The organism is Shewanella sp. MF05960, from assembly GCF_050849305.1.
Classification (GTDB): domain Bacteria; phylum Pseudomonadota; class Gammaproteobacteria; order Enterobacterales; family Shewanellaceae; genus Shewanella.
The window spans coordinates 1-15,475 of record NZ_JBOZPS010000004.1 but is presented as its reverse complement, the minus strand read 5'-3'; the positions used below and the strand labels follow the sequence as shown (position 1 = coordinate 15,475).

Genomic DNA, 15,475 nt, shown 5'->3' with positions numbered 1-15,475 from the left:
GATGCTCCCCAGAACACCGCTGCCGGCGTAGCCCTTGAACCGTAGGTTCAAGGCGGGTAAATGTTCATCTCCTAAGGCTTCTCGGTACGAGCCGAGCATGCACAATGTCAACAAAAGCATTCACCCTGGGTTTGTAATTATCGGCACAGGGACATAGCCAGTTCGCGCATATCCCAGGGAGCAAAACAGGGTAGAACCAAGTATTACACTTAATTCTGAATTCTTAGTTTAGTCATCCTTGCGGCTTCGTTCAACCAATGATGTTTCCAACGTCGATTGTAATAACGAAATACGCTCATCCATTTGCGCCATATATTGCTTATTTTTTTGCTTTTCTTCAAACAACTCATTGCCAATGTTCAATGCAGCCATGATGGCTAATTCTTCACGGCTTAAATTGTTAGTACGCGACTTTAAGGTTGTCAGTTGGTTTTCAACTTCTCTGGCAACGGTGCGTAAGGCATCTTCGCGTCCTTTTGGACAGCCAATAGAGTAGGTGCGCCCTAAAAGGGTTATATCAACAGCACTGTTACTCATAATGTCGCCCCAATCCTTAGTCAGTTCGCGAACTATATAGGGCTGAATTTAAAAGCGCAAGGCAACAGCGGCCCTTTTTAACGATTTGTTGTTTGAGTGAACAAATCGCCTGCAATCATTGTATTACTATTCACAAATTTGATCACATGTCGCGCTAGTATTTGGAGCATCATAGTAACTCTGCTAGCATTGAGACAGATATCGCGCTATTAGGAAAAAACCATGGCAACCCCACCTTCTTTATGTATCGAAAATCTTAAAAAAGCCTTAGATGCGGCCGAAGTTGGTCAGCACCCAGTAGAAGTGCACGGTGCACTTGTTGGGCTTATTTGTGGTGGTGTACAACAAGACAATTATGCGTGGCTAAAACCGCTGGCAGACTTAATGAATGATGGCCAACCGCTAGAGTCTAACCTACAGCAATTAATTGCTGAGCTTTACCAAGACACCGTTGCTCGCCTCGCCGATTTTGAATTTGGCTTTACCTTATTACTGCCAGAAGAAGAAGTCTCACTTAGTCACCGTGTTGAAGCACTGGCCCTGTGGACGCAAAGCTTTTTAACCGGCATTGCGATTATTCAGCCAGAACTGGCTAAAGCATCACCGGACGTGCGCGAAGTCATTAAAGATTTAGCAGAAATTGCCCAGGTTGAATTTGATGTCGGTGATGATGACGAATCAGAAACCGCCTACGTTGAATTGCAAGAGTTTGTCAGAATGTCAGCCATTTTATGTTACTCAGAGTTTGGCCTAGACATGCCATTAAATGACACCGACCAGTCATCGACTATTCATTAATTTTTAGCTTTTATTAGCAGCGGCGCAGCGTATGACCACAGCACATCATTCAACTTCACCTCAAGCTGTCGACATTGCCATTGTAGGTGGCGCGATGGCTGGGGCGACATTAGCCCTAGGGTTAGCCAAGTTATCTGCATCACTCGCACGCCCGCTGCGTATCGCCTTAATTGAAGCTCATGTTGCTGACAATAAACACCCAGGTTTTGATGCTCGCTCCATTGCCATTGCGCACGGCTCTATTTTTGAACTGACTCGTTTAGGCATTTGGCCAAAGCTCAAGCATTTAGGCACGCCGATTAAAAACATCCATGTGTCCGATCGCGGCCACTTTGGCATGACTGAGCTTAACGCCCAGCCATTAGGATTAGATGCGCTAGGGCAGGTGGTTGAGCTGGCTAAAGTCGGTAACGTATTGTTTGATGAACTGGCGAAATCGTCGGTACAGGTTTATTGCCCCGCTAAAGTCATCGCTTTACAGGCCCAGCAAGATGGCCATGTGTTGTCGTTAGATGACGGCAGCCAATTACATTGCCAATTGCTGGTGGCCGCAGACGGCGCGCACTCAGTGGTACGCCAGTATTTAGGCCAAACAACTGAGCAAGTTGATTTTCAGCAAACGGCTATCGTTGCCAATGTCACCACCAATCAACCGCACCAGCATTGGGCTTATGAGCGCTTTACTCAAACCGGCCCGCTTGCCTTGCTGCCGATGCAAAACATGACCGCATTCTCAGCGCAATCTAAAGCATCATCGACGCAAGCCAAGGAGCCTTCAGCGCAATTAAAAGAGCCTTCAGCGCAATTAAAAGAGTCCTCTGCGCAATTAAAAGAGCCCTCAAATCAATTAAAACAGCCATCTGCACAATTAACAGACTCTGCCAAAGGACAATCGCGTTTTTCACTGGTGTGGGCATTGCCGCCAGCGCAAGCCGATGAATTGAAAAACGTCGATAAAAGCGAATTTTTAGCCGCATTACAACACGCCTTTGGTCACCGCGTAGGCCAGTTTGTCGATGTTGGCCAGCGTGTCAGTTATCCGCTGACGCTGTCATACATGCCAAGGCCGATATATCACCGCTGTGTGTTTGTCGGTAATGCCGCGCAAACGTTACACCCCATTGCAGGGCAAGGCTTTAACCTTGGCCTGCGTGATGTGGTTGGCTTGTTAGATGTCATTGAAACCGCACTAACGCAAGCCAATAGCGAAACGGCAGTAAGCGTTGATCTTGGCAGTAGCGACATCGTGCATCAATATTTGGCCGCACGCCAACAGGACCGCGACAGCACTTTACGTAACATCGAATTTTTAGTCCGTGGCTTTTCCAATCAATATTGGCCATTAGTGGCAGGGCGCAGTATTGGCTTGCGCTTATTGTCTTGGCTGCCGCCGTTAAAACGCCCCGTAGCACAAACGGCCATGGGCTGGCGTTAACTCATTTTAAGGTAAGGATTGACCATGTTTTCAACCAAAACATATGATGTAGCCATCGTCGGCGGTGGTATGGTCGGGCTCGCAACGGCCATTGGGTTAGCCAATGCCGACCTGAATGTGGTGGTAATAGACGCAGGCACAACTCAGGCCGTCAGTGGTGAACCTAAATTACGTGTTAGCGCCATCAATAAAGCCAGCCAACAACTGCTGGAAAATCTCGGCGCATGGCAATACCTCGACGACAGTCGCATTAGCCCGTATCAAAAAATGTCAGTGTGGGACAAAGACGGCCTAGGCAAAATTGAGTTTGATGCTCACAGCATTAGCGAAACCTATTTAGGCTCGATTATCGAAAACGATGCCATTAGTCATGCCCTTGCCAAACGTGCCAGTGAAATCAGTAATCTTACCCACCTTGAAGACCAACGCCTTGAGCGTGTGGCCTTTGGCGAGCGCGAAGCCTGGCTTACGCTCGCCAATGGCGACAATATCAGCGCTGCGGTGGTGGTTGCTGCAGACGGTGCCAACTCGTGGGTGCGTCAGCAATGCAGTATCCCATTAACGTTTTGGGACTACGGCCACCACGCCATTGTCGCCACAGTGCGCACCGAACTCGCTCATGATGCTACCGCCAGACAAGCCTTTTTACCCGGCGGCCCGTTAGCCATGTTGCCACTGTACCAAGATAACTTATGTTCCATCGTGTGGTCAGTGTCGCCCGAGCAAGCCGAACACCTACAAGCTTTAGACGATGTTGAATTTGGCAAAGCCTTAACCGCAGCCTTAGATGGTCGATTAGGTGTGTGTAGCGTTGAGAGCGAACGGCAATCATTCCCGCTGCGTATGCGTTATGCGCGCCACTTTGCGCGCCACCGTTTGGTGTTAGCCGGTGACGCTGCTCATACTATTCATCCGCTAGCTGGCCAGGGGGTAAACCTTGGCTTTTTAGACGCGGCCAGTATTGTCGACACCTTTACCGAACTGCACCAGCAAGGCAAAGATTTAGGTGAATATAGCCATTTACGCGCCCTAGAACGTTGGCGAAAAGCCGACGCCATGGAAATGATTGCCATCATGGAAGGCTTCAAAAGACTGTTTGCCGGCAGTAACCCGCTTAAAAAAGCCATTCGTGATATCGGTTTAACCCTGGTCGATAATGTCGCTGGGCTGAAAACAGTGTTCATCAAACAGGCTATGGGTAACAAAATGACATTACCTAAACTTTGCCGCGAATCAATTTCATCTTAGCTAATGTAGAAAGTTGTTTAATATCAGGCAATACAGTCAAATCAGTCATTTTATTGTAAAAAGTTATGTAAAAAAATTACAGCAATGGATTAGCTAAACTAATGCGACAAACCTCGGATTAGAAAAATTTTTTGTATACAAAACAGGTCTGCGGAGTATAATTTTGACCGCATTTTATCAAAGACCTACATAAGAAAGGCCTCAAAAAAAGGGATAATAATGGCTAGCAAAACTGTACTTTTTAACAAGCATTTAGAATCGAAAGCCAAAATGGTTGATTTTCATGGTTGGGAAATGCCGATTAACTACGGCTCTCAAATCGAAGAACACCATGCAGTGCGTCAAGATGCGGGCATGTTCGACGTATCGCACATGACAGTGGTTGACGTAACCGGCAACGAAGCTTGTGCCTTTTTACGTAAGTTACTTGCTAACGATGTCGCCAAACTCACCGTTGCGGGTAAAGCCCTTTACGGCGGCATGCTAGACGAAAGCGCTGGCATCATCGACGACCTTATTACCTACTACCTAACCGACACTCATTACCGTGTTGTGGTTAACTCAGCCACTCGCGACAAAGACTTAGCGTGGATCAACAAGCAAGCCGCCGCGTTTGATGTTGTGGTTACCGAGCGTCCTGAACTGGCAATGATTGCCGTACAAGGCCCTAACGCTAAAGCCAAAGCCGCACAGGTATTCAACGCCGAGCAAAATGCAGCCGTAGACGGCATGAAGCCATTTTTTGGCGTGCAGTCAGGCAGCTTATTTATTGCCACAACCGGTTACACCGGCGAAGCAGGCTACGAAATCATTGTTCCAGAAGCCGAAGCAGAAGCTTTATGGCAAGCATTATTAGACACAGGCGTTAAGCCATGTGGCCTAGGTGCACGCGACACTCTACGTTTAGAAGCCGGCATGAACCTATACGGTCAAGACATGGACGAGTCAATTAATCCATTAGCCGCCAACATGGGCTGGACTGTCGCGTGGGAACCAAGCGATCGTGACTTTATTGGCCGCGACGCACTGACCGCCATTAAAGCCGCGGGCACCGAAAAATTAGTCGGTTTAGTCATGGAAGAAAAGGGCGTTTTACGCCATGATATGGCTGTGTTCTTTACCGACGCAGACGGTGTAGAGCATCAAGGTGTGATCACCAGCGGTTCGTTTTCGCCAACGTTAGGTTACTCTATCGCTATGGCCCGCGTGCCTAATGGTATTGGCGCTACCGCCGAAGTTGAAATGCGTAAAAAGCGCGTCACGGTCAACGTGATTGCACCCAGCTTTGTGCGCAACGGTAAACAAGCCTTTTAAGTGTGAGTAAACCACTGCTGTGCTAGAGTATTACGGTGTATTGAACATCTTCAACAGCACCGCATTTGCTCAAGTCGGGTTGTGGTTTACCCCCAAAAATTATTGATTAAGCACTAAAACATTTGATAAAGGAACAACAGCAATGAGCACTATTCCAGCAGAATTGAAATATGCATCTTCACACGAATGGATCCGTAAAGAAGCAGACGGTAGCTACACAGTAGGTATCACTGAGCATGCTCAAGAGCTTCTTGGCGACATGGTATTCGTAGAATTACCAGAAGTAGGCGATACTGTTACTGCTGGTGAAGACTGCGCAGTAGCTGAGTCAGTTAAAGCCGCGTCAGACATTTACGCGCCGATTTCTGGTGACGTAATTGCCGTAAACGAAGCATTAGAAGACTCGCCAGAGTTAGTGAACAGCGACGCATTCGGCGACGGTTGGTTCTTCCGTATCATGCCATCAGATGAGTCAGAAATTGATTCATTACTTGATGCAGACGGTTATCAAGAAGTGATTGACGAAGAATAATCGCCAACCACAGGAAGCTCCCTAGGGAGCTTCTTTGCTATGTATCTTTAGCATTGCGCTAAATGCATCGCCAAATGAAGCGCTATTGTTCGTACCTATGGCAACGATAAGCCAAGGGCGAGGGCGCAACATTTAAACCCTTAACGGGTTAGTCACGTATTACACGTTTTCACCCTTTTCCAGTTCTGTGCCCTACCGCCTTAACTGGTCGATTTGGAACAAGGTTTATCATGACCAAGCAAACCCTGACACAACTAGAACAGCACGAACTTTTCCTTACTCGTCATATCGGCCCAAATGCAGAACAACAACAAGAAATGTTGAACTTCATTGGCGCAGAATCATTAGACGATTTAACCGCACAAACGGTTCCGGGTAAAATTCGCCTTCCACAAGATCTCACCATCGGTGATTCATGTGGCGAAGCCGAAGGTATCGCTTATATCCGCGACATAGCAGACAAAAACACAGTCTTTAAAAGCTATATCGGTATGGGTTACTACGGCGTACAAGTGCCAAATGTCATTTTGCGTAACGTATTTGAAAACCCAGGTTGGTACACCGCGTACACGCCATACCAGCCTGAAATCGCTCAAGGTCGTCTCGAAGCGATTTTAAACTTCCAACAAGTGTCGATGGACCTAACCGGTCTTGACCTTGCATCAGCATCATTACTCGACGAAGCCACCGCAGCAGCAGAAGCCATGGCGCTGGCTAAGCGTGTGTCTAAAGCTAAAAAAGCCAACATCTTCTTTGTGGCTGACGATGTTTTTCCACAAACCCTAGACGTAGTGAAAACCCGCGCAGAATGCTTTGGCTTTGAAGTCGTCGTTGGCCCAGCCAATGAAGCGGTAAACTACGAATTATTTGGTGCTTTATTTCAATACACCAACCGTTACGGCCAAATTACAGATTACACCGAACTGTTTGCCACACTGCGTGACAACAAAGTCATTGTGACCGTTGCCGCTGATATTATGTCGTTAATGCTACTTAAATCACCAGGCGCCATGGGCGCAGACGTGGTATTTGGTAGCGCGCAACGTTTTGGCGTACCAATGGGATACGGCGGACCACACGCCGCATTCTTCGTTGCCCGTGACGAACATAAGCGTTCAATGCCAGGCCGTATTATTGGTGTGTCAAAAGACACCCGCGGCAACAGCGCATTACGTATGGCCATGCAAACGCGCGAGCAACATATTCGCCGCGAAAAAGCCAACTCAAACATTTGTACCGCGCAGATTTTGCTTGCCAACATGGCCTCGTTTTATGCTGTGTTCCATGGCCCACAAGGCTTAAAAACCATTGCATCACGCATTAATCGTTTAGCTGACATCCTGGCCGCAGGCTTGCAAGCTAAAGGCCAAACGTTAGTTAACAACACCTGGTTTGACACCATCAGCGTAAAAGACGCCGACGTAGCCGCCATCAATGCGCGCGCTATTGCCGCACAAGTTAACTTACGTATCGACGCCGACGGCATATTGGGTATCAGCCTAGATGAAACCACTCTGCGTCAAGATATCGCAGTATTGTTCGACGTGATTTTAGGCACAGGCCACGGCCTAGATGTTGCTGTAATCGATGCTGACATCGTAGCTAATGGTAGCCAGTCAATTCCTGAAGCATTAGTGCGTCAAGATGCGGTGTTAACTCACCCAACGTTTAATCGCTACCAGAGCGAAACCGAGATGATGCGTTACATCAAGCGTCTCGAGAACAAAGATTTAGCCTTAAACCACTCTATGATTTCGTTAGGCTCATGCACCATGAAGCTTAACGCCGCTGTAGAAATGCTGCCGGTCAGCTGGCCAGAATTTGCTAACATGCACCCATTCTGCCCGCTAGATCAGGCACAAGGTTACACCCAGCTAATCAATGAGCTGTCTGAGTATTTAGTTAAAATCACCGGTTACGACGAAGTGTGTATCCAGCCAAACTCAGGTGCACAAGGTGAATACGCGGGTTTACTCGCCATTAGAAAATACCACGATTCTCGCGGCGACGCGCACCGTGACATTTGCTTAATTCCGCAGTCTGCTCACGGCACCAACCCAGCATCGGCGCAACTTGCCGGCATGAAAGTGGTTGTCACCGCGTGTGACAAGCAAGGTAACGTTGATTTAGAAGACTTACGCGCTAAAGCATCTGAGTTAGCCGACAGCTTATCGTGCATTATGATCACATACCCATCGACTCATGGTGTGTACGAAGAATCTATCCGCGAAGTATGCGAAATCGTCCATCAATATGGCGGTCAAGTGTACCTAGACGGCGCCAACATGAACGCACAAGTTGGGGTAACATCACCTGGCTTTATCGGCGCAGATGTATCGCACTTAAACTTGCACAAAACCTTTGCTATCCCGCACGGCGGCGGTGGTCCAGGTATGGGCCCAATCGGTGTTAAAAAGCACCTTGCGCCATTTGTTGCCGGCCACGTAGTGGTTAAGCCAGGCCGCGAAAGCGACCATAACGGCGCGGTATCTGCCGCACCTTACGGTAGCGCCAGCATCCTGCCAATCAGCTGGATGTACATCAAGCTGTTAGGCACCAAAGGCATTAAGCAATCAACCCAAACGGCATTGTTAAACGCGAACTACATCATGAAAAAGCTATCAACACATTACCCAGTGTTGTTCACCGGCCGTAATGACCGCGTAGCGCATGAATGTATTATCGATTTACGTCCATTAAAAGAAACCTCAGGCGTGACCGAAATGGATATCGCTAAGCGTCTTAACGATTACGGATTCCATTCGCCAACCATGAGTTTCCCAGTAGCGGGTACCTTAATGATTGAGCCAACGGAATCTGAGTCTAAAGTTGAGTTAGATCGCTTCATCGAAGCCATGATTTCTATTCGCGGCGAAATCGCCAAAGTAGAAGCAGGCGAGTGGCCAGTAGACAACAACCCACTGCACAATGCACCGCATACGCTAGCAGACATTATGGACACCGAGTTTGACTCACGTCCGTACAGCCGCGAAGTAGCCGTTTTCCCAACAGCAGCGGTTAAGGCGAATAAGTTTTGGCCAACGGTGAATCGTATTGATGATGTGTATGGCGACCGCAATTTGATGTGTTCATGTGTCCCACTCAGTGACTACGAATAATTGCTGCTTAGTCTTGCTACTGCTTCGTTAAATTTTCAGCTTTCGTGCTCATTGACAGCCGTCAACTCCGCGCGAAAGCTTTCAATTTAACTTGCATTAACTTCGCCAGCGACGCAATTATGGTGATAGTGGACTTCAGTTGAAGTTTGAGTATTTAAAAGCGACCGAAAGGTCGCTTTTTTGTTGGGTGTTGCGGCGTTTTTCAAGACAATTGTCGCCTAAACTGTCATTTTTGCTACTTTCCAGAAAATTTTGGACATAATTCAACAGAATGTTGACTAGTATATTTCCGCTCCTTGCAAATAAAGCCGGATGAAATACCCGTCATAATGTTCAATCAGGCGTAACTTTTTCAGATGAAAAAATCAGAGATTAATATTCTGAAATTATTAATCGGTACTCACCCAATTCATTTTCATCAGCATATAAATTCTCTTCATATTTGAACGTTGATGGGTTTGCATCGACAACTCTGTGTTCAGTCCAATACACGTAATGAGTATCTTTTGAGAAGCGATCTGAGATAAAGGTAAAGCTATCAGCATCTGCACCAATAATAGGGATATTATGGTAAAATATTTGTTCTCCAATTCGAGTAAATACTTTCTCGTCTGGATCAATAACAATCACGTCATTTGGTTTAACACCTTCCAGCTTTTTATCCCTTGTATACACTTCATTGTTATAGGCATAAAAGTTATTAGTAATGTCTGTAATATCATCACTAGGCGCCATTATTACCGTTTTGGGGTCTAGGTGAAGTTGTCTCCATTTCCACATTTTTTGAAGTTCATCTGCATCAGAACGACTGACTTCAGATGATTTTCTATTTTGAATGATATTGCCGTTGTAGTAGAGGTTTTTCTGATCTTTTGATATGGCATCATTGAACACTTTAAAGCTGTCGGGATCACTTTCAGGAATGGGATTATTAAAGTAATAAGCTTGGTTTTTATCTTTTCTGTAATAAGGAGAAATGACCGTAAAGCTATCAGGAACCATGCTTTCAACAATAGCCCCATTAGAATAAACATGAGCTGAGTCTTTTGCATATTCATCACTGATGACTTCAAAGCTATTAGCATCGTTACTAATAATCTGCCCCTGATAAAGCACTTGTTCACCATGTTGGATATATCCGTGGTTGGCGTTTGAAATGGCCTTAGGAATCGCTTCACGAGGTATTTTGATATCAATGTAGTAGTACAAGTAGTCTTTATCCATGGCATATGAACCAAGCAGATAGGAAAAAGACGCTGGATCAGCGCCTTCAATTATCTCGCCATAACAAAACACCTTATCACCGCTAATTATGTAACCTGAATTTACACTACTTGTATTTATCTCAGATGTAACAAGTTTTACTGAGTTAGGATTAGCACCAGCAACTGGTTTCCCATCGTAATAGATATAATTAATGTCTTTTGCATACGACTCATCGATCACTTCAAAGGTATTAGAATCAGCCCCTTCAATTTCAGAGCCTCCAAGCTGAAAGAAATTTCCATTTCTAACAAACGTCACTTTACCTTCTTGCAAGTAATATTGATTACTGGCTTCGCTATTAAATGCCTTAGCGTTATGGGTGCTGGGGTTACTAACATAAAATGAAAAAGCAGCAAATACTAATAGATAAAGTACAGTTATAACCAAAATAAAAGTGCCTATCCACATAAGTGTTTTCATTCATCTCGTCCTTAAGTTTTAAATTGAATTACGCATAAAATAACATATTAATAAAAGATTTAGATCTTCTTTCAACATTTAATCTCGTTATACAACAATCCATTACACAATCTATTAAAGAATGTATCGCATGACATAATTGACTCACTTCAGCAAGCATTAACACAAAAAGGCCGTGATTAAGTGATATTCTGTATCTGTTTTAAGGTACGGTAAACAATAAATTGTATTCATATTTGGATACCCTTAATTGTTTTGTGTAATCTAAGTTAGATACATTAAGTGGAAACTGTATCTGATTTAGATTACATTAATGTATGGGAAATGGAAAATGGAAAATGGAAGGTGAGGTGACTATGTACTCTTTTCAAAGCAATCCACACAAGCAACAACCCGTTAAGAAAACGGTTTTAAGACAGTACAGAGAACTGGTTGATGCAGTTAAGGGAACGCTATTGCCCTCAATACCTAAAGAGGGCTGGATTAGAACAGTAAGAAAGGCGCTTGATATGTCAGGCGCTCAGCTAGCCGATAGAGCAGGCATGACAAGAAATAGAATTTCGGTGCTTGAAAGGCGTGAGGCTGATGGCGACATAACGCTAAATCAGTTAAAGCAACTGGCTGAAGTTCTAGACTGTGATTTCTCATACACTCTAAAACCTAAAAAGGCTGTTACTGACACAATGCAAGAGCGTGCACTTAAGCTTGCAGAAATAGAAGTAAAGAAAGCCTCTAAAAATATGTTTCTAGAGGCGCAATCAGTTAGCAAAGAGAAAGAAAATATCTTAATAAGTGAGCTAGCCGAAGACATTATGCGTGCCGGTGGGCGAAAGCTATGGGGTAAAAATAAGGAAGACAAAGTATTTTGATTATGAATGAACCAGAAGGTGCGACACCACTTGATCCAGATGATATGGAAGGGTTGAAACACCCACACGTAACAACAAGAGAGCAACTTAACGAACTTGAACAATCTAATATACTAGCAGGCCAGCAATGGGTTAGTGGTATATCGGGCTTAACGCTGGATGCTATTTTTTCAACTGAGTTCGTTCTTGCACTTCATAAGAACCTATTTGGTGATGTGTGGACCTGGGCTGGAACCACCCGGAACAAAGAGTTGAGTATTGGCTGCGATCCCTTTCAAATCAGGCCCAAGCTTCACAACTTTCTAGAAGATGCCAAGTGCTGGGTAAAGTTCAAACATTTCTCACATCTAGAGCTCAGCGCTCGTATACAGCACAAGCTTGTTGAGATTCATCCTTTTGCAAATGGTAACGGCAGGCATTCGCGTATATTTACCGATGTTGTTTGCATAGTTCTACTAAAAAAACCACCACTTAACTGGGCAGAGGGCAACCTAGAAAAAGTGAGCGAAGAGCGCAAAGCTTATATCACTTGCCTTAAGGAAGCAGACAAAGGTAATTTTGCTCCGTTCGTTAAATACCTAGAGAGCCTGGGCAACTCACATAAGTGACAATAACCTTTAACTAGTCAGTCTAAACAAGTGTATCTGATGTTCAGTTACCGCTACACATCCAGTTATTTAGCAACTGTAGCTAATTTTTTCTGCTCTTTTTTGATTAATCCTAAAACATCTGGATCTTTGACTAATTCCTGTTCATTTAAGGTCACACTGATGTTGTTGCGGATCGCATAACAGCCATTACGGCCGAAGTTTTTAAATAACGTCGGTACAGTCAAGCCAAGCATTTTATGAATTTTATTCATAGCGCTCAAAAAAAACACACTCATGCGGTTGCCCTGCATGCTAGGTGCATACTACAAAAGTAACCCATGCTGTGACTAAACAGTAGTTGTTTATAGATGCGTTAGGTTTATTGGTTTTTGGATAATATTGATCATGTTTATCTTCTATGATATCAATAGCAAGGGTCATTTTGATAAGAATGGCAGCGATATTATTACTCACTGAAAGGGACACTTTATGGGTACATTTGTGACTGGCGGCTTTGGGGTGTTTATAACCCTTTTTTTGTTTGTTTTAGCGATACTTTGGTTCATATTGCCTTTTGCAATCTTTGGAACAAAGAATAAACTTGATGAATTGATCGAACAAACTAGACAAACTAACACTTTACTTACTGCTCTCCGAGGTGAGGTATCACTATTAACGGATGATGATGGTGTGCTGAAAGCATCCAAAAAAATAAATTAGTCATCTAGTATCGTTACTTGGTTGGATACATAGGCTATTCTGAATATATTTGATTTTGTAAAGATATCAAGTTGCTTTTACTGAACTTACCGTAAAAGTAACTTGTTGCGGCTTGTCCTGCAACGACCTTGTAAAGGTTGGTTTAGAAACTACAGGTGAGTAGTGATGATCAACTTTTTAGTATTCATCTATTAGTCTTGCTACTGCTTCGTTAAATTTCAACTTTCGTGGTCATTGACAGCCGTCAACTCCGCGCGAAAGCTTTCAATTTACCTGCCGCGAAGCTGTATTTGTAAAGAGCGGCTTCGCCAGCGACGCAATTATGGTGGTAATGGACTTCAATTGAAATTTGAGAATTAAAAAGCGAACCGATTGGTTCGCTTTTTAATGCCTGTCATTCCAGTAAATTCCGAACAAACGTCTTTCCGGCAATGCTTTTGAGCCGGAATCCAGGTGTTTGCTTATGTTTTCTGATAAGCGGGTTTCGTTCAACATATTAAATTCGTGGGGATGATCCCTTTTACGTTAAAAGAAGGGTGTAACACAATTTGCATTACCCCCTTTGGGCTTTACTTTTAAGCCGTTAATTTAAGCATTCTTCTTATCACTAGAAACGGTATTCAACACCGATACTCGCCTGTTTAAAGTCTGTTTCTGTGTCGGAACCGTTAGATACATTATCCAAATTAATTTCTGCATCATACCAATTGTATTCGGCATTAATTAAAAAACGCTCTGTTACCTTAAACGCCACACCTGCTCCAGCAAATACACCTTCATCATCTTTATTGCCAGAAAATCCGACTACGTCATAATCTGTTGAATACCATAACTGACCACCTTTAGCATACAACTCTACACGATCAGCTATTGGCAATGTCACTTTTAGGCCTGCGATATAACCATCTGTTTTAGCACTAGATAAGTTGTTGCCGTAACGACCAAAATCAATATAGCTACCTTCCAGCGCTAGGTAGTTGTTGAAGCGATAACCAACTAGGCCCTGGAGAACATCATTGTCGTCGTCAAAGTCATCTTCGCCATCGACTTTTAGGTAACCATAATTAGCGCCGACATAAACGCCACTTTCTGCAACGTCTTTCTTGAAGTCATCAGCGTGAGAAAAAGTACTAAAAGAGGCTAACGAAATAAGTCCAGCTAAAGTAATAATCGTATTTTTCATAAGGTACTCCTAGTTAATTACGTAAATACATCTAACTACATTTAACTAATTACAAAACGGATGCCAACGTTATAAAAGTAACAGAGAGCTATTTGTTTTTCTGTGGAATTTATTTTAATATCAATTGGTTACGTGTAGCTTTTTGTGAGTGACGGTGGGGGAAGATTATATATTCTCAATGATAGTGCTTATTTTTTGCCTGCTTAATGAGGTCGTGATAACGTAAAACGGTATTTATTTCTGATTGAATTGTAATTTTTTCATATAGTAATACTATGTTATCAATGTGTTACGTGTTGTTACTTTGCTGAGGAACCCTCAGATTCTGACCCAATTATTGATTTCAAAGGATCTGTCGGTGTTGAACTATTTAGACAAGCTAATAAAAAACCTCAAATAAGTTTTCATAAAATTTCGGATTGGAATTACCGTTTTACTTCTATCCCAGCAAATAGCGGTCATTGCATGCTGCTCGAAAAAGCCAGTTTAGAAAACTGCTTTAATGGCTTACTTAAGTAAAGGCGACTTAATGAAATTCTCATTCAATATCCACCTTTTAAAAATACTGTTTATTAGCTCAACAATAGCAATATTTTCAGCCTGTACAGAGATAAAAAAAAGTGAGCCTGTCATTTACCTAATCCCTGAAGGTTATATTGGCTCTTTGTACATTATCTTTAACGCACCAAACGGGCTGCCACCGAAATACGAAGGTGAGTCTAGGGTATATGAAATACCACCAACTGGTGTACTTGTTACACAGATGAATGCTAATGAAGGCTGGATTGAAAGTAGCAAAATGCAGTACTTTTACGTGAATGATACTGGTGATAGAACGCCTATTAGTGAAGACTCTGCATCAAAAGAGCTTAATACGCCTCACAGCAATGCAGAAACAACAAGAACCGTGTATGTCGGTGGTTTAGGGCAATCTGGCCCAATATATGGCTGCACTGTGATTAATCAAAGCTTTACGATTGGTACAGACTCAGAACAAATTGACAGCAAAAATTTGTTCGATATATATGATGCTATAAAGTTCAGAAATATAGATGAAAAACTTTTTAATAATATGTGTCAACATTAAGAATAAATGGATCCCTCAAACTCTGCCCCTACTTATTTCACAGCCAAGCCCTGTGATTGATAATGCTCCACCATTCATTGAGCTTTCAATTGCAGAGAACAGACTCTGTCGGCGAGTTTTGTGCATATTTTGCGCATCTTTTGTGCATCTTTTGCGCTTATTTTGTGTTAACAGGGCGGGTGACAAGTGAGAGGCATTTTGATAAAAGGTGTTTTGCATTCATGGCATTTACTTATTAAGCGACAATTACGGTGGCCGGTCTAGCGACAATTATCTTGGCCGGTTGATCTGATAAGGTTCGGTACAGCAGAACGGAGGAGTTCACTGTGCCGGGAACACGAATCACTGATCAGCAGG

The 15,475-nt window shown here is 43.8% G+C and carries 14 protein-coding genes, 1 other RNA gene and 1 pseudogene; 10 read left to right on the top strand and 6 right to left on the bottom strand.

All coding sequences use genetic code 11. From position 1 onward, the window contains the following. Position 1 precedes the first annotated feature (1 nt). Both ssrS and ACROAE_RS04900 read right to left on the bottom strand, forming a co-directional pair. Positions 2–183: non-coding RNA, 6S RNA (ssrS, locus tag ACROAE_RS04905), on the bottom strand. 45 nt (positions 184–228) lie between these two features. Then, positions 229–537 carry a cell division protein ZapA gene (locus ACROAE_RS04900; protein ID WP_188953784.1) on the bottom strand — a complete coding sequence of 103 codons (309 nt, stop codon included), beginning with the start codon at positions 535–537 and terminating at the stop codon, positions 229–231. A gap of 222 nt (positions 538–759) precedes the next feature. On the opposite strand from ACROAE_RS04900, the gene ACROAE_RS04895 reads away from it, so the two are divergent. The 6 genes from ACROAE_RS04895 to gcvP all read left to right on the top strand — a co-directional run bounded on the left by ACROAE_RS04895 (position 760) and on the right by gcvP (position 8,983). Then, positions 760–1,335 carry a UPF0149 family protein gene (locus tag ACROAE_RS04895; protein ID WP_432399874.1) on the top strand — a complete coding sequence of 192 codons (576 nt, stop codon included), beginning with the start codon at positions 760–762 and terminating at the stop codon, positions 1,333–1,335. Between the two features lie 31 nt (positions 1,336–1,366). Next, positions 1,367–2,770: a UbiH/UbiF/VisC/COQ6 family ubiquinone biosynthesis hydroxylase gene (locus tag ACROAE_RS04890; protein WP_432399872.1), complete on the top strand. Its 1,404-nt coding sequence runs from the start codon at positions 1,367–1,369 to the stop codon at positions 2,768–2,770. Between the two features lie 24 nt (positions 2,771–2,794). Beyond that, a complete protein-coding gene (locus ACROAE_RS04885) occupies positions 2,795–4,018 on the top strand; it encodes an FAD-dependent oxidoreductase (RefSeq protein ID WP_432399870.1) in 1,224 nt (407 codons plus the stop codon). Between the two features lie 219 nt (positions 4,019–4,237). Beyond that, a complete protein-coding gene (gene gcvT, locus ACROAE_RS04880; RefSeq protein ID WP_432399868.1) occupies positions 4,238–5,332 on the top strand; it encodes a glycine cleavage system aminomethyltransferase GcvT in 1,095 nt (364 codons plus the stop codon). Between the two features lie 142 nt (positions 5,333–5,474). Further along, positions 5,475–5,864: a glycine cleavage system protein GcvH gene (gcvH, locus tag ACROAE_RS04875; protein ID WP_432399866.1), complete on the top strand. Its 390-nt coding sequence runs from the start codon at positions 5,475–5,477 to the stop codon at positions 5,862–5,864. A gap of 230 nt (positions 5,865–6,094) precedes the next feature. Beyond that, positions 6,095–8,983: an aminomethyl-transferring glycine dehydrogenase gene (gcvP, locus tag ACROAE_RS04870; RefSeq protein ID WP_432399864.1), complete on the top strand. Its 2,889-nt coding sequence runs from the start codon at positions 6,095–6,097 to the stop codon at positions 8,981–8,983. 372 nt (positions 8,984–9,355) lie between these two features. Here gcvP and ACROAE_RS04865 read toward each other — a convergent pair whose 3' ends face one another. After that, positions 9,356–10,669 (bottom strand): DKNYY domain-containing protein, encoded by a 1,314-nt coding sequence (locus ACROAE_RS04865; RefSeq protein ID WP_432399862.1) that lies wholly within the window; start codon positions 10,667–10,669, stop codon positions 9,356–9,358. Positions 10,670–10,986: 317 nt separating this feature from the next. Between ACROAE_RS04865 and ACROAE_RS04860 the strand changes: the two genes are divergently transcribed. Both ACROAE_RS04860 and ACROAE_RS04855 read left to right on the top strand, forming a co-directional pair. After that, a complete protein-coding gene (locus ACROAE_RS04860) occupies positions 10,987–11,538 on the top strand; it encodes a mobile mystery protein A (protein ID WP_432399860.1) in 552 nt (183 codons plus the stop codon). A gap of 2 nt (positions 11,539–11,540) precedes the next feature. Next, positions 11,541–12,146, top strand: coding sequence for a mobile mystery protein B (locus tag ACROAE_RS04855; protein WP_432399858.1), 606 nt, complete (start codon positions 11,541–11,543; stop codon positions 12,144–12,146). Between the two features lie 65 nt (positions 12,147–12,211). Here ACROAE_RS04855 and ACROAE_RS04850 read toward each other — a convergent pair whose 3' ends face one another. Continuing rightward, positions 12,212–12,424 carry a hypothetical protein gene (locus ACROAE_RS04850; protein ID WP_432399856.1) on the bottom strand — a complete coding sequence of 71 codons (213 nt, stop codon included), beginning with the start codon at positions 12,422–12,424 and terminating at the stop codon, positions 12,212–12,214. Between the two features lie 193 nt (positions 12,425–12,617). Between ACROAE_RS04850 and ACROAE_RS04845 the strand changes: the two genes are divergently transcribed. Continuing rightward, the gene (locus ACROAE_RS04845; protein WP_432399854.1) at positions 12,618–12,848 is read left to right on the top strand and encodes a hypothetical protein; all 231 of its coding nucleotides are present in this window, start codon (positions 12,618–12,620) and stop codon (positions 12,846–12,848) included. A 607-nt stretch (positions 12,849–13,455) separates the two neighbouring features. On the opposite strand, the gene ACROAE_RS04840 is transcribed toward ACROAE_RS04845, so the two are convergent. After that, entirely contained in the window at positions 13,456–14,031 is a 576-nt protein-coding gene (locus tag ACROAE_RS04840; protein ID WP_432399852.1) for a porin family protein, read from the bottom strand. Between the two features lie 529 nt (positions 14,032–14,560). On the opposite strand from ACROAE_RS04840, the gene ACROAE_RS04835 reads away from it, so the two are divergent. Then, on the top strand, positions 14,561–15,118 hold the full coding sequence (locus tag ACROAE_RS04835) for a DUF6843 domain-containing protein (RefSeq protein ID WP_432399849.1): 558 nt from the start codon (positions 14,561–14,563) through the stop codon (positions 15,116–15,118). Between the two features lie 33 nt (positions 15,119–15,151). Here the strand turns inward: ACROAE_RS04835 and ACROAE_RS04830 are convergent. Beyond that, positions 15,152–15,341 (bottom strand): annotated as a pseudogene (locus tag ACROAE_RS04830) (hypothetical protein); the annotation flags it as partial. Between the last annotated feature and the right edge of the window lie 134 nt (positions 15,342–15,475).